Origin of the sequence: Pseudomonas sp. 382, from assembly GCF_002759075.1 — a bacterium.
Classification (GTDB): Bacteria; Pseudomonadota; Gammaproteobacteria; order Pseudomonadales; family Pseudomonadaceae; genus Aquipseudomonas; species Aquipseudomonas vlassakiae.
On record NZ_PEMX01000002.1, the window covers coordinates 346,725 to 360,947 of the forward strand.

A 14,223-nucleotide genomic window follows, 5' to 3' on the forward strand; every position below is an offset into this window, starting at 1 on the left:
CGACCGGTCCGGCGCCCCGGCAAGGCCGCTCCCACACAGACCGCGTAACCCTGAAAGACATGCACAAAAAAGCCCGCAGCGACGGCGGGCTTTTTTGCACTCAGCCACTCAGATAGGGCGGCTGCCGTACTTGTTGTCCGGCTTCTTGGGCGGGTCGGCGACCACGTTGGCCTCGACTTCCTGCACCTTGCCACCGCGCGAAAGAAATTCTTCCATCGCCTTGGCCAGGGCATCACGCTCCTTCTGCTTGGCTTCCATGCTCGGCATCTCGTCTACCGAGACAGCGGCCTTGGATTTGCCCTTGGCAGTCGGTGCCGGGCTGCTGTCGTCATCGCCAGCATCTTCCACGCCATCGTCAGCCGCCGCTTCGAGGCCTTCATCAGCCTCGTCTTCGTCGCCTACTTCGAGGTCATCATTTTCCAGATCGTCGTCGCTCATGTTCTACCTCATGACTTGCGAAAAGCAGGTTAGTTATAGACCGGTGCAGCCGTAGACCGGCAGCCACCAGTGAAAATTCAACTGGCCGTGGGTTAGGCCACTGCCCTTGGGTCGGCGCTCCTGATGGGAGGCGGCACCCAGCAGGCCCTACTCCTGGCAAGACCTGACAAATCCTTGAACCCTGCTGGCCACACGCTATTGGCAAGCCTAGCAAAGGCTGGAGAAGCGTGGGGGCTACTCACCCAACACTCTTTGGCGCGCATTCTAGCGCGCTCGTGGAAAAAGCAAAGCACCATAAATGCCCGAAGACTTGTAAGTTTTTGGCCTGCGTCGCGAACGTGAGTGATAAACCGTTTGCACTGCGCGAAATCGCAAAAAACAGACAAAAAAATGCCCGGCGAACCGGGCAAGTTTTACCAGCGTCGCGGTTACAGGTTGTAGCCGCGTTCGTTGTGCTGAGCCAGGTCGAGGCCGACCGACTCTTCTTCTTCGTTGACCCGCAGGCCCATGACCACATCCAGCACCTTGAGGATCACGTAGGTGACGATGGCGGTATAAACCACGGTGAAGATCACGCCCTTGGCCTGAACCCAGACCTGGGCACCGATATCGGTGACTGCACCGAAGCCGCCCAGGGCCGGTGCTGCGAACACGCCGGTCAGGATGGCACCGATGATGCCGCCGACGCCGTGCACGCCGAAGGCGTCCAGGGAGTCGTCATAACCCAGCTTGCGCTTGAGGGTGGTGGCGCAGAAGTAGCAGATCACACCGGAGATCAGACCTATCACCAGAGCGCCCATAGGGCCCACGGTCCCAGCGGCTGGCGTGATGGCGACCAGGCCGGCGACCACACCCGAGGCGATGCCCAGGGCACTGGGTTTGCCGTGGAAGATCCACTCGGCGAACATCCAGCCCAGCGCAGCGGCAGCGGTGGCAATCTGGGTCACCAGCATGGCCATGCCGGCAGTGCCGTTGGCGGCGGCGGCGGAACCGGCGTTGAAGCCAAACCAGCCGATCCACAGCATGGCCGCGCCCATCAAGGTGTAGCCCAGGTTGTGCGGAGCCATCGGGGTGGTCGGGTAGCCTTTGCGCTTGCCCATCACCAGGCAGCAGACCAGGCCAGCGATACCGGCGTTGATGTGCACCACGGTGCCGCCAGCGAAGTCGAGCACGCCCCAGTCCCACAGCAGCGCGCCGTCACCACTCCAGACCATGTGCGCGATCGGGGCGTAGACCAGGGTGAACCAGATACCCATGAACACCAGCATCGCCGAAAACTTCATGCGCTCGGCAAAGGCACCGACGATCAGTGCCGGGGTGATGATGGCGAAGGTCATCTGGAAGGTGATGAACACTGCCTCAGGGAACAGTGCAGTGGCCGAAGTCAGGTTGGCCGGCGTGACGCCGCTCAGGAACGCCTTGGAGAAGCCGCCGACGAACGAATTGAAGTTGAGCACGCCTTTTTCCATACCGGTGGTATCGAAGGCCATGCTGTAGCCATAAATGACCCAGAGGATGCTGATCAGGCCAGTGATGGCAAAGCACTGCATCATCACCGACAGCACGTTCTTGGAACGCACCATGCCGCCGTAGAAAAGGGCCAGACCTGGAATGGTCATGAACAGCACCAGCGCTGTCGAGGTGAGCATCCAGGCGGTGTCGCCGGAGTTCAGCGCTGGGGCAGCTGCTTCCTCTGCCAGGGCGAGCCCGGGCATTACGAGGGACAATAGGGCTCCTAGCCCTGCGATCTTACGCAGAGTCATGTTGTTTTCTCCTGGGGCGTTGGGTTTGGTGAGGCTTTTTCGGCGCTTAGATCGCGTCGGTATCGGTTTCGCCGGTACGGATGCGGATCGCCTGCTCCAGATTCACCACGAAGATCTTGCCGTCACCGATCTTGCCGGTGTTGGCCGCCTTGGTGATGGCTTCGATCACTCGATCAAGGTCCTTGTCGTCGATGGCGACGTCGATCTTCACTTTGGGCAGGAAGTCGACCACATATTCCGCGCCGCGATACAGCTCGGTGTGGCCCTTCTGCCGGCCGAAACCTTTGACTTCGGTGACGGTAATGCCCTGCACGCCGATTTCCGACAGCGACTCGCGCACGTCGTCCAGCTTGAACGGCTTGATGATGGCTGTGACTAGCTTCATGAAACTCTCTCCCGATTTGGTGGACTTGCCCCAGGAAAACAAACCCGTCTCAAGTCTAAGCGCAGCGGTTGGCTTTGTAACGCGTCGTCGGCATCCGGCTCCGCGTGCGCACTGCCTGGTCACAAGGAACTGCATCAGTGCATGGCTCGTACAGGTCTTTGCAGAAACCTTGCCAGTTCCGTTAAACCGGCGGAAAACAGCGGGTTATGTGAATCAGTCGGGATTGGCCAGTCGCCAGCATGGCAATCATGCACAACTTCGGTGCAGGCGGACTTGGCCAACTGCTCAAAAAGCGTGCAGTGGCCCGCAGTCCAGGAAGCGGGTTGGCCCGTGCTACACTGCGGGCCATTTCTCAGTTTCAGTGGACAGCCGAACATGCTCGCGCCCAAAGCCCTTCTCGACGCCCTGAGCGACCAGGCCTCGCGCCTGTTCAGCAGCGATACCGCCCAGCCCCGCGCCGAACTGGAAAGCCAGTTCAAAGTATTGATGCAAGGGGCCTTCAGCAAGCTGGACCTGGTCAGCCGCGAGGAATTCGACAGTCAGATGGTCGTCCTGGCCCGCACCCGCGCCCGACTCGAAGCCCTGGAAAAGCAAGTGGCTGAACTGGAAGCCCGGCTGCCAAGCGCTGCGCAGGAATGACAATCGCCAAGCAAGACGTCCGGTAAAACACGGGGGCTGCATTGCAGCACCCGTTTCAATCAGGCCGAAGCCCGGTGCTGGCCGCTGGCCTTGGGCGGTAGCTCGCTGGCACGCAAGTCGCCACGGAACAACGCCGCACCGCACACCGTGAACAGCGTCTTCACCCGGCTGTGCGAATTGCGGATCTCGGCCTGTATTTTCTCGATGAGCGGATCGCTCGACTGCAGCGCAACGGCACGATCAACCCATTCGATTGCCGCGAAGCGACTCTGCTTGCGCGTGCCGCAGCCCTGCATCCAGGCCAGCCCAAGCTCCGCGCAGGCGCGCGCGGCGGTCCAGGCATCAGGGTGCTCGGCCAACTGGAGCAAATAGCTCACCGCCTCGACACGCTCTCGCGCATCACCGTACTGGCGCAACAAGATGGCTAACTGCAACTGTGCCCTGGCATGGATGTTCGGCTCGGCCATGGCGTCGAGCAGCAGCCGCTTGACCGCCAGCATTGCTTTGCGGTCCTCCAGCCCTTTGAGCGCGCTCATGCGTTGGCAGGCCAGGTCAAACTTGGCCTGCAGGTGCCCAGACTCCGCCGCGCACAGCAGCCAGTGCTCAGCAGCCTTGCCATTGAGGTAATGCGCTGGCGTGTTGTCCAACCAGCCACGGTGCAGATCGTACAGCGCGATGGCAGCATTTGGCAGTTTCAGCTCCGCACAGGTTTCATACAGGAAATACGCGGCCTCATGCAGGCTGGCAGCCCAGAGCAGGCGCGGCACATCGAGCACATCGAAGCCCTGCCCGTCGCCCCCGCACTGGCGCCTGACCGCCATGAGCAACCACGTGCGTGCCTGCTCGGCGGATTGCCCAAAGCCCCACAGTCCAAACTGGTGCCCTACCGCCCGCAGCGCACAGGCCGCTGCCTGTCGGCGGTCATCGCACAGCCGCTCGATGACGGTGCGCAGCACCTGCGAATCGTCCTCCGCCTCGTGGAACAGCACCAGGCACACCAGACTGTGGAAAGGCTCGCCAATGGTCGCGACGAAGCCGTGGTCAGGGTAGAGCGCGACGCTATCGACAAAGTCGCGCATCGCCCCGGCGTAGTCACGCACCGAACAGCGCCTCAGAGCCCCACGCCAGGCCAGCAGCGTGGCACGCTCCTTGGGCCGGAGTTCGCGCTGTCCCCATTGGCCAAAGGTTGTTTGCCAAGCCGCGATCTGCGGCAGTTGCCTGGCATGCGGCAGCCAGAATGTTTCTTGCAGCACCAGCCAACGAATCGCATTGCGCTGTGCTTCAGGCCAAGCGCGGCACAGCGGCCCATTGGCCAGTGCATCGATCGCCTCATCGCTGCCTCCCCAGCGTGGGGTCAGGTAGGTGGCATAGGCCTCGATCGCCTCGAAGCAGCCGGTGAACCAGGCCAGCGCATGGCGCAGCCAGTAATCCCGGGCGCTCTCGCCCCGCTCGTGCAAGCGCGCGCCCAACCTGCCAGGCAATGCCTGCGGCAGCACCTGCAAAGGCGTCAGGCCGAATTTGACCAACAATGGCGCTGCGGCCTCCTGCACCTCCACATCGGCATGCGCGCTGGGCCGATAACGCGCCACCTGGCCATCGAACAGTTCGACCAGCCAGCCTGGCTCACCCAAGCGCGAACTGATGTGCAGCATGCCGATCACTGCCGCCACAGGCTGTGCGCTAAGCGCCATGGCCCGCAGGAAATGCGCCGCGGCCTTTTCGCAGGCCTGTTCAGCAGCCAGCCAGCGTTCTTCCGACACTTCATGGCAGCTAGCTGGCCCACGGATCTGGCAGGCACGGCTGAAGCAGTGAAAACCCATCACCACATGCGGGTGATATGCCTTGGGGCAGGCGTCGATCCACGCCTTGAGGGTTTGCGTCAGGGCCTTGCTGCCCTGTCTGTCCCAATCCAGCAGGTGGCCTTGCACAGCTTCGAGGTAAACCGGGCATTCACCAGGTGGCGCCTGCAGCCATTGCGTCTCGAGCGCATCGAAAAGGCGGTTAAGCTCAGCGTATTCATTGGCCTGCACCCATTCTCGGAGCTGCTGGCGGGTGAGATTGAGGGTTTGCACGGGCAGTACCTTAAGTCCATTTAAGGGTCGCGTTGCCATCCACTGGCAACAACAGTCGCTCTTGAACACTAAGCCATAGCCGGGATCTTCGCAAAGTATTGGATCCAGTATTTGTCAGGACGTGAAAAGCAGGGGAAAAACCTGTCGTGCAACGTTAAGTCGCATTTCTCTTGCGCTCGCCTTGCAGATACTCACTAGGCTGTGACAACCCGCAGGAAGCGGTTTTATATCAAGCGACAACGGAGCGTCCATGTCCCTCGCCCTCGTCCATAGCCGCGCCCAGGTCGGCGTACAGGCCCCGGCGGTCAGCGTCGAAACGCATCTAGCCAACGGCCTGCCCCATCTCACCCTGGTCGGCCTGCCGGAAACCACGGTCAAGGAGAGCAAGGACCGTGTGCGCAGCGCTATCGTCAATTCCGGGCTGAATTACCCGCAGCGGCGCATCACCCAGAACCTCGCCCCGGCCGACCTGCCCAAGGACGGCGGGCGTTATGACGTGGCTATCGCCCTGGGCATCCTCGCCGCCGATGGCCAGGTGCCGTTGCCGGCCCTGGCGGAAATGGAATGCCTGGGCGAGCTGGCCCTGTCGGGAAAATTGCGCCCGGTGCAGGGCGTGTTGCCAGCAGCACTGGCGGCGCGCGAGGCCGGCCGGGCGCTGGTGGTGCCCCGGGAAAATGCCGAGGAAGCCAGCCTGGCCGGCGGGCTTGCGGTGTATGCAGTGGGGCACCTGCTCGAGTTGGTGGCGCACCTCAACGGGCAGGTGCCACTAGCCCCGTTTGCCGCCAATGGCCTGGTCCTGAAGCAACAGCCTTATCCGGACCTCAGCGAGGTACAGGGCCAGGTCGCGGCCAAGCGGGCATTGCTGCTGGCCGCGGCCGGCGCCCATAACCTGTTGTTCACCGGGCCACCCGGTACGGGCAAGACATTGCTCGCCAGCCGCCTGCCCGGCCTGCTGCCGCCGCTGGATGAGCATGAGGCGCTGGAAGTCGCGGCGATCCAGTCGGTCAGTGGCCATACGCCGCTGAGCAGCTGGCCGCAGCGGCCGTTTCGCCACCCGCACCATTCGGCCTCGGGGCCGGCGCTGGTAGGCGGCGGCAGCCGGCCGCAGCCAGGCGAAATCACCTTGGCGCACCATGGCGTGCTGTTTCTCGACGAACTGCCAGAGTTTGAAAGGCGTGTGCTGGAAGTGCTGCGCGAACCGCTGGAATCGGGCGAGATCGTGATTGCCCGGGCGCGCGACAAGGTGCGTTTTCCGGCGCGCTTCCAGCTGGTGGCGGCCATGAACCCCTGCCCTTGCGGCTACCTGGGTGACCCGACTGGCCGCTGCCGCTGCAGTACCGAGCAGATTGCACGGTATCGCAACAAGCTGTCGGGGCCGTTGCTGGACCGCATCGACTTGCACCTGACCGTGGCCCGCGAGACCACCACGCTCAGCCACCAGCCAAGCGGGGAAACCAGTGCCGACGTGGCCGCCAAGGTAGCCCAGGCCCGCGAAGTGCAGCAGCGACGGCAAGGCTGTGCCAATGCGTTTCTGGACCTCGACGGGTTGCGCAGCCATTGTCAGCTGGCAGCGGCAGACCAGGCTTGGCTGGAAAGTGCCTGCGAGCGGCTAACGCTTTCTTTGCGGGCGGCGCACCGGCTGTTGAAGGTTGCACGTACATTGGCGGATCTGGAAGGTAGCCAGGCGATCCGCCGGGGGCATCTGGCCGAGGCGTTGCAGTACCGGCCGGGGAGCAGCTAGCGCTTTGGGGCTGCCTTGCCGCCACAAGGTCAGGACAATCTGTTTCGACCGATCAATCCAGACACCGAGTACAACCCAGGCCCGGTCAATGCCAGCCCGCCATACAGGGCCACCAGCAACCAGGCAAACTGCCCTTGCTCCAGTGACCACTCTGGATGCACCACCACCAGCGCCACCAGCAACACTGCCAGCACCGGCAGGCAGGCCAGCCGCGCCACCACGCCCAGCACCAGCAACACCGGGCAAACCACCTCGGCAAGCACCGCCAGGCCGAGGGTCAGCGGCGCACCCAGGCCAAATGGATCTTCGATGCGCTGCAATTCCCCGCTCCAGTCCAGTAGCTTGGGCAACCCGTGGATGGAAAACAGCAGCACAGCAGCCATCACCCGCATGAACAGCAGGCCGCTGGCAGTCAGGGCCGCCGATTGCGGCTCGAGGAAGGGCTTGAGGCGTGGCATGGCAAAGGTCTCGGGCTTCTATCAAGCCAGCGAGCATCGCCCGCCTGCTCGGCGATTGATTGTTCAGGTGTGCTCATTCACCTGCCAACGCCTCTTCGACCAGCTTGAGCAGCACCTCTTCGGAAAACGGCTTGCCCAGACAACCCCGTGCGCCATTGCGCAGCGCCGCCTGCAGCGCCCGCTCGTCCCAGTGCGCCGACATGCAGATGACTGGCAAAAGCCAACCCCGCCGCACCAGTTCCTGCTGCACGTACAGCCCGTTCATCCCCTGCATTTTCAGGTCGAGCAGCACGCAGCCTGCCTCGCGCACCTGGTTCGAGGCCAGGAACACCTCCCCCGTCGCGAACGCCAGGCACTCGAACCCCGCTGAGCGCAGCAGGTTACCCAGGCTTTTGCGCACCGAAGCATCATCATCAACGATGCACACCGCTCTGTTCATGCGCCGGGCCGGGCGTCGATGACGTTGTGCATGGCTACCAGCTCCAGTAGCGAGCGGGATTGCATCTTGTTCATGATGTTCTTCTTGTGCACCTTGGTGGTCACTTCACTGGTGCCGATTTCCCTGGCGATCTGCTTGTGCGACAAGCCGCCGACCACCAGCGAGAACACCTGGCGTTCGCGCTGGGTGAGGTGCTGGTACTTTTCCTCGACCTGTCGCGCATGCTGCCATTTGCGCCCCTCGATCACCGCGCGTGCGCGTACCGAATCAAGCAGCACCAGCAACTGGTCTTCGTCGAAGGGCTTGGTCAGGAACTCGACGGCCCCGGCGCGCATGGCCTGGACCGTCATGGGGATGGTGCCGAAGCCGGTCATGAACATGATTGGCCAGGGTAGCGCCAGCCGGCGCAACGTAGCCTGAACCTCAAGGCCGGTGGTTTCGGCCAGATGCATATCCAGCAGCAGGCAGGCGCAGGGGCTTTCCAGGCGAGCGTCGAACAACGCTTCGGCACTGGCGAACAACTGGTGTGGAATATCCCGCGAACCCAGCAGGCGACCGAGCGCCTTGCGCACAGAAGGGTCGTCATCCACAACCAGCACAGGCACATTGGCAACGTCGTAGCACAGTTCGCTGGTTTCGGCCTTGGCGCACAACGGTGACTGGCCCAGCGCCAGGCAAGGGACATCGAAGCTCACCTGGGCGGCCAGGCGGTATCCCCGCCGCGGCACGGTCTGAATCAGCCCGCGGTCACCGAAGGCCTTGCGCAACAGCGACACCTGCACCTGCAGGTTGTTGTCTTCGACCACCGTGCCGGCCCACACCTGGCTGAACAGCTCATCCTTGCCAACCACCCGGCCTTTGGCCTTGATCAGCGTGGCCAGCACCTCGAATGCCCGCCCGCCCAACAGGATCGGCTTGCCATCGAGAAAGGCTTCTCGTCGCTCGAGCGACACCTGGGCGTTGCCTATTCGGATCATGGTTTCCTCTCGCGGGCATGGGCGTCTGCGCAGCCTCGGGCAGCCTAGGCGAGCACACGCATTCAGACAATTATCCCGAGGGATAGGTGGCCTTTTCACTATACAAGCGCCCTCCAGCCGCCAGGTATTGATAACGGACAACAGCGTGCCCGTTCCTGCCAAGCCGCCCGCAGCGCCCATTGTTGAGCGGGCGGCTGCGTATACTCGTGCGCCAGGATGTCGCTAGCAGGGGGTGCTTTATGCTTGATGAACGCCTCGCCAACAGGCCTATCGATTTCGACCAGTCGATCGACGACGGCTGGCTGAATCGCTGCAACATCACGCAGCTGGGCCAGGACGGTGAGCTCAGCTATTTCCGCTTGCATGACCCCGTCTCTCGCCAGGCCTGGATTGCCGTGCGCGCCCCGCTCGAAGCTCCCGCAGCCTGCCAGCGCCTGGAGCGTGACTACCGCCTGCAGCTGGACCCGCAGTGGGCGGTCATCCCCTCAGCGTTCGTCCGCTGCGCCGAAGGCCCGTTGCTGGTGTACCCGACCGGCCGCTCCATCGCCGACCTGATCAGTGAAGGCCCGGTTGACCTGCCCCTGTTCTTCGATATCGCGGTAAATGCCGCCGACGCCCTGGCTCAGGCCCACGAGCGCAATGTGCTGCACGGTGCGTTGCAGCCCGAACATGTTTGCCTGCAGGCGAACCAGCGGGTGCGGCTGGGCTGTTTTCGTGCCGACACACCAGAGCTGATCAGCGAACAGGGCAACGCGCTCGGCAACTGGGCCTACCTGGCGCCGGAGCAGATCTGCCCCCACGGCAGCAGCAGCGACCGGCGCAGCGACATCTACGCCCTGGGTGCGATTCTCTACCAGCTGCTGCTGGGCGAGCTGCCGCTGGCCGGGCGGGATGCCCAGCACTGGCGCCAGCTGCACGCCGGCGTTCAGCCACGCTCGGCTTGTGAGGTCGACAGCCAGGTACCGCTGCCACTGAGCCGGATCCTGGCCAAGGCCCTGGCAAAGGAGCCTGACGCCCGCTACCAGAGCGCCCGGGCTCTGGCCGTAGACCTGGCCCATTGCCAACGGCAGTGGACCGCAAGCAAAACCATCGCCCCCTTCGAGCCCGGCTGCGCCGACCCGGTTTCGCCCAGTCGCGAGCGCTTGTATGGCCGCACTGCCGAACAGAAGCTGATCGCCCTGATGCTCGATACTCAGCGTCGCGACAGCAAGCCCCAGGTGCTGTTCATCAACGGCGCTGCGGGTCTGGGCAAATCCAGCCTGGTCGAGGCCACACTCAAAGCGCATGCCGAAGGCTACTGGGCTGTCGGCAAGTGCAACAGTCCGGACCAGGCCGTGCCCTATGCCCCCTGGGTGGAGATCCTCGGCTCACTGACCACCCAGCTGTTGGCCAAGAACAGCCAGGACCTCGACACCCTGCGCCGCGAGATCCTGCAGCGCATCGAAGGCCACGGTCGGCTGCTCGGCAAACTGGCACCGGACCTGCAATTGATTCTGGGTCCACTGCCCGAGTTGCCAGAAAAGCCCACGCGCCTGGCACTGCACAAAGAACAGCGGGCGATCGTCGAGTTCCTGCAGGTATTCAGCTACCCAGGCCACCCGCTGGTGCTGTGTTTCGATGGCTTGCAAGGGGCTGACGATGGCACACGGCAGCTACTGGCACAGTTGCTTGCCCAGGCGCCGGACAACCTGCTGCTGATCGTCACCCGGCGCAACGATACGCCCACTGCTGGCGTGCCGCTGGCAGTTCCCGTAGCGCTGCGCTCCACGACACTGAACCTGCGCCCACTGGACGTCGGTGCAGTCACCGAACTGATCAGTGAGCGCTACCACGTCAGCCCAGACGAGGCGTTGCAGGTTGCCGGACTGGTGCACGACAAGACCGCCGGCAACCCGTTCTTTATCAACCAGATCCTCAAGGCCATGGTCGAGGACCGGTTGTTCACTTTCGACACCCAGGCCATGCGCTGGTCATGGTGCCTGCAGGCCGTGGCCCGGCAACGTTACGCCGACAACGTCGCCGACCTGATGATCCACCGCCTGGCACGCCTGCCGGCCCCCCAGCGCGATGTGCTGCGGGTCGCCAGCGCGGCAGGCAGCCGCTGCAATGAGCGCCTGCTGCACCTGCTGCTTGTACCGCCGCCGGATAAACCGCTGAAAGCCTTGATTGACATGGGCTTCCTGCTGCCGGGCCAGAAAGGCCTGAGCTTCGCCCATGACCGGGTGATGGAGGCCGCCTATCAACTCACACCCACGTGTGATCGGGCTCAACTGCATGCACGCATAGCCCAAGCCATGCTCCAGGTTTGGCACAACGACTTGCAGGAGGTGGTTTTCGAGATCGCCAGTCAGCTGCAACGCGCCAGCCCCCGCGGGTTTGCAGCGGATGAGCGCGATGTGTTCCTGCAGCTTTTGCGTGAAGCGGCGCTGCGTTCGCGCGACAGCGGTGCGTGTGAACAATCGGCAGCTCATCTGCAGGTGTGCGAGCAGTTGCTGATCCACGGCGCAACGCCGCAAAGCCACGCCACCCATGCCTTTGCTATCGCCTGCATGGCGGCGGAGTGTGACTTGCAACTGTCGCGCATGGCCGCTGCCCAGGGGCGACTCATCGAATGCCTTCAGCGCGCATGCTCGCCGCTGGACCGGGCGCGGGTATGCAAGCTGCAGGCACGCCTGCACACCTTGCGCGGCGACTACCAGGCCGCCATCACCACCGCCGTCGCCGGCCTCGAGCTTTTGGGCATCAGCCTGGCTCGCGGTGTCGCCCCACAGCAGGTGGAGGCCAGCCATGCGCAGGTAGAGGCCCTGATCGAACAGAAAGGGCGTCATTGCCTGGCCTCGCTACCGCGCACCGACTCGGAGGAAGTGGCCGTTGCCATCGGCCTGCTGGCCACCCTGTCGTCGTCGTTTTTCGTGCAGGACGATATCCGCTTCCTGCACCTGACCAAGCTCATGGAGCTGTCGTTGCTGCAGGGGGTCGCCCCGGGCAGCACCTACGGTCTGGCCTGGTACGGGGTGATGATCGCCGATCGCTTCGGCAACTACCACGACGGCCACGCCTGCTGCCTGGCAGCGCTGAAGCTGATCGAGCGACACGGTTTCGAAGCTGATCTCACCAGCGCACTGCTGGCCTTGGACCGGGTCAGCGCCTGGACCTCACCCATGGAGTTCGCCCGCCGCACGGCGCTGGAGGCAATTGATTCGACCCGCTTGAGCGGCGACCTGGCGATGACCTGCCATGCCTGCAACCATCTGGTTTCCGACTCACTGTTCATGGGCCGCTACCTGCCACAGGTCGCCGAGGAAGTGGTACAGGGTCTGGCCACTGTGCGCAGTTTCGGCTACAGCGATATCGAACAGATCCTGCACGCCCAACAGGGGTTCGTCGCCAGCCTGAGCGGAATGCCAGGCACGGCCTCGCCCCTGCATGTCCAGTCACCCACCACGCTGTTCTTCCAGCACCTGTTCAACGGTATGTCAGCGTTCTACCTGGGTGATATCGCGCAAGCCATGCGCAGCCTGAGCGCAGCGGGCGACAGCGCCTGGGCGGCACCTGCGCACATCAACCTGGCAGACTATCACCTGTTCCGCGGCCTGGCCTTGGGCAGCCCGGAAGCCCCCGGCCGCCTTGCCGACAAGCTGGCCGTACTGCAATCCCTGCGCGAGCGCTTCAGCCGCTGGGCCTGTTTCAACCCTGTGACCTTTCGCAACAAGCTGCTGCTGATCGAAGGGGTGATCGCCAAGCTCGAAGGCGACGGCCTGACGGCCATCCGCTGCTTCGACCAGGCGCAAATCGCCGCGACCGCTGCCGGTTTCATCCACGAACAGGCGCTGGCCCATGAACAGCTGGCCGAGGTCTGCATCCCCAGCGGATTGATCTCCGGCGCCAACCTGCACCTGCGCATCGCCCGCGATTGCTTCCATATCTGGGGCGCGACCGGCAAGGTGCACCAGCTGGAGGCCCTTCACCCGTTCCTGCGCACCCAGCCCGTTCAGGAGACCCACCGCGCCACCCAGCAGGCCAAGCTGGACCTGGAGGCCGGCATCGAGGCGGCACGGGCATTGTCTGAAGAAGTGCTGCTCGAAGGCCTGATCGAAACGCTGATGGGTCACCTCACCCAGCATTCCGGCGCCGATCACGGTGCACTGCTGATCGTCAGTGGCGCTGAGTTCCAGATGGCCGCCCTCGCCTATATCGACGATGCCGGCTTGCACGTGAATATGGACAATTGCCAGAAGTTCATGACCCAGGCGCCACGGTCGATCATCAACGCCACCATGCGCACCAAGAAGCCGCTGGTACTCAACGACGCCCAGAGCGATTGCCCCGAGGCCTTCCGCCAGGAGCTGCACACGCGCAACGCCCGCTCGGTGTTGTGCCTGCCGCTGGTGATCCAGGGGGTCCTGATCGGCCTGGTGTACCTGGAGAACCGCCTGGTGCCTAACCTGTTCGGCAGCCAGCGCCTGGCCATGCTGGAGATCCTCGCCTCGCAGGCGGCGGTGTCGCTGCAGACCGCCAAGTTGTATACCCGCCTGGCCGAGGACAACCAGGTCCGTGCGCAAATGGAAGAAGAACTGCGCCGATCACGCGCCGAACTTGCGCGCAGCGCCCATCTGCAGGTGATGAACGAGCTTTCGGCGTCCATTGCCCACGAGATCAGCCAACCGCTGCTGGGGATAGCCTCCAACGCTGCTGCCAGCCTGCGTTGGCTCAAGCGCGCCGAACCCAACCTGGAAGAGGCGATGGCTGGCCTGGAAGATATCCGTAACGACAGCGAGCGCGCCGCCAACATCGTCCGCGCACTGCGCTCGCTGGCCAAGCAGGCACCGATGCAGCTCAAGGTGGTCAAGGTCGACGAGCTGATCCGCGAGGTGCTGCGCCTGACCTCGGCCGACGCTGCCAAGTACACGGTCGACGTGCAGACACAACTACAGGCTGGGGTGAGCGTGATGGCCGACCCGGTGCAGTTGCAGCAGTTGGTGTTCAACCTGATCACCAACGCGCTGGAGGCGCTGGCGGGCTATCGCAGTGATGGTGTGCTGCGGATTGCGTCTGTCGTTACCGGCGATGGGATCGAGATCTGCGTCGATGACAACGGGCCTGGCATTGCTGCAGAGGAGCGGGCACGGGTGTTTGACCCATTCCATACCACCAAGCAAGCAGGGCTGGGGATGGGGTTGGCGATCTGCAGTTCGGTGGTGCAGGCCCATGGCGGGCAGTTGCAGGCGTTGGTCTCAGAGTTCGGCGGGTGCCGGATCCGCTTCACGCTGCCTGTGAGTTCTTCTTGACCTGTACCTGCCCTTTCGCGGGC

General features: G+C 63.6%; 10 protein-coding genes. 3 read left to right on the forward strand and 7 right to left on the reverse strand.

Going from position 1 to position 14,223, the window contains the following annotated elements; genetic code table 11:
• Positions 1–108: 108 nt before the first annotated feature.
• The 3 genes from sutA to glnK all read right to left on the reverse strand — a co-directional run bounded on the left by sutA (position 109) and on the right by glnK (position 2,586).
• Entirely contained in the window at positions 109–438 is a 330-nt protein-coding gene (gene sutA, locus CQW31_RS04670) for a transcriptional regulator SutA (RefSeq protein WP_054886465.1), read from the reverse strand.
• 428 nt (positions 439–866) lie between these two features.
• Complete coding sequence (locus CQW31_RS04675; RefSeq protein WP_054886466.1) at positions 867–2,201, reverse strand: ammonium transporter; 1,335 nt, start codon at positions 2,199–2,201, stop codon at positions 867–869.
• Positions 2,202–2,247: 46 nt separating this feature from the next.
• Positions 2,248–2,586, reverse strand: a complete 339-nt coding sequence (gene glnK, locus CQW31_RS04680) for a P-II family nitrogen regulator (protein ID WP_002555808.1) — start codon at positions 2,584–2,586, stop codon at positions 2,248–2,250.
• A 375-nt stretch (positions 2,587–2,961) separates the two neighbouring features.
• Between glnK and CQW31_RS04685 the strand changes: the two genes are divergently transcribed.
• The gene (locus tag CQW31_RS04685; RefSeq protein WP_054886467.1) at positions 2,962–3,225 is read left to right on the forward strand and encodes an accessory factor UbiK family protein; all 264 of its coding nucleotides are present in this window, start codon (positions 2,962–2,964) and stop codon (positions 3,223–3,225) included.
• A gap of 59 nt (positions 3,226–3,284) precedes the next feature.
• Here the strand turns inward: CQW31_RS04685 and CQW31_RS04690 are convergent, their stop codons facing one another.
• Entirely contained in the window at positions 3,285–5,297 is a 2,013-nt protein-coding gene (locus tag CQW31_RS04690) for a DUF4034 domain-containing protein (RefSeq protein WP_099813894.1), read from the reverse strand.
• Positions 5,298–5,547: 250 nt separating this feature from the next.
• Between CQW31_RS04690 and CQW31_RS04695 the strand changes: the two genes are divergently transcribed.
• Positions 5,548–7,038 carry a YifB family Mg chelatase-like AAA ATPase gene (locus CQW31_RS04695; RefSeq protein WP_099813895.1) on the forward strand — a complete coding sequence of 497 codons (1,491 nt, stop codon included), beginning with the start codon at positions 5,548–5,550 and terminating at the stop codon, positions 7,036–7,038.
• Positions 7,039–7,067: 29 nt separating this feature from the next.
• On the opposite strand, the gene CQW31_RS04700 is transcribed toward CQW31_RS04695, so the two are convergent.
• The 3 genes from CQW31_RS04700 to CQW31_RS04710 all read right to left on the reverse strand — a co-directional run bounded on the left by CQW31_RS04700 (position 7,068) and on the right by CQW31_RS04710 (position 8,912).
• A complete protein-coding gene (locus CQW31_RS04700) occupies positions 7,068–7,496 on the reverse strand; it encodes a DoxX family protein (RefSeq protein ID WP_099813896.1) in 429 nt (142 codons plus the stop codon).
• Between the two features lie 73 nt (positions 7,497–7,569).
• Positions 7,570–7,935 carry a response regulator transcription factor gene (locus CQW31_RS04705; protein ID WP_178075552.1) on the reverse strand — a complete coding sequence of 122 codons (366 nt, stop codon included), beginning with the start codon at positions 7,933–7,935 and terminating at the stop codon, positions 7,570–7,572.
• Positions 7,932–8,912, reverse strand: a complete 981-nt coding sequence (locus CQW31_RS04710; protein ID WP_099813898.1) for a response regulator — start codon at positions 8,910–8,912, stop codon at positions 7,932–7,934. Before CQW31_RS04710 ends, CQW31_RS04705 begins: the two co-directional genes overlap by 4 nt.
• 239 nt (positions 8,913–9,151) lie before the next feature.
• Between CQW31_RS04710 and CQW31_RS04715 the strand changes: the two genes are divergently transcribed.
• Positions 9,152–14,200, forward strand: coding sequence for an ATP-binding sensor histidine kinase (locus CQW31_RS04715; protein WP_099813899.1), 5,049 nt, complete (start codon positions 9,152–9,154; stop codon positions 14,198–14,200).
• The last annotated feature ends 23 nt before the right edge of the window (positions 14,201–14,223 follow it).

Coding starts and splice junctions, on each gene's coding strand:
- sutA (WP_054886465.1), bottom strand. CDS start 438: ATGAGCGACGACGATCTGGAAAATGATGACCTCGAAGTAGGCGACGAA.
- CQW31_RS04675 (WP_054886466.1), bottom strand. CDS start 2,201: ATGACTCTGCGTAAGATCGCAGGGCTAGGAGCCCTATTGTCCCTCGTA.
- glnK (WP_002555808.1), bottom strand. CDS start 2,586: ATGAAGCTAGTCACAGCCATCATCAAGCCGTTCAAGCTGGACGACGTG.
- CQW31_RS04685 (WP_054886467.1), top strand. CDS start 2,962: ATGCTCGCGCCCAAAGCCCTTCTCGACGCCCTGAGCGACCAGGCCTCG.
- CQW31_RS04695 (WP_099813895.1), top strand. CDS start 5,548: ATGTCCCTCGCCCTCGTCCATAGCCGCGCCCAGGTCGGCGTACAGGCC.
- CQW31_RS04700 (WP_099813896.1), bottom strand. CDS start 7,496: ATGCCACGCCTCAAGCCCTTCCTCGAGCCGCAATCGGCGGCCCTGACT.
- CQW31_RS04705 (WP_178075552.1), bottom strand. CDS start 7,935: ATGAACAGAGCGGTGTGCATCGTTGATGATGATGCTTCGGTGCGCAAA.
- CQW31_RS04710 (WP_099813898.1), bottom strand. CDS start 8,912: ATGATCCGAATAGGCAACGCCCAGGTGTCGCTCGAGCGACGAGAAGCC.
- CQW31_RS04715 (WP_099813899.1), top strand. CDS start 9,152: ATGCTTGATGAACGCCTCGCCAACAGGCCTATCGATTTCGACCAGTCG.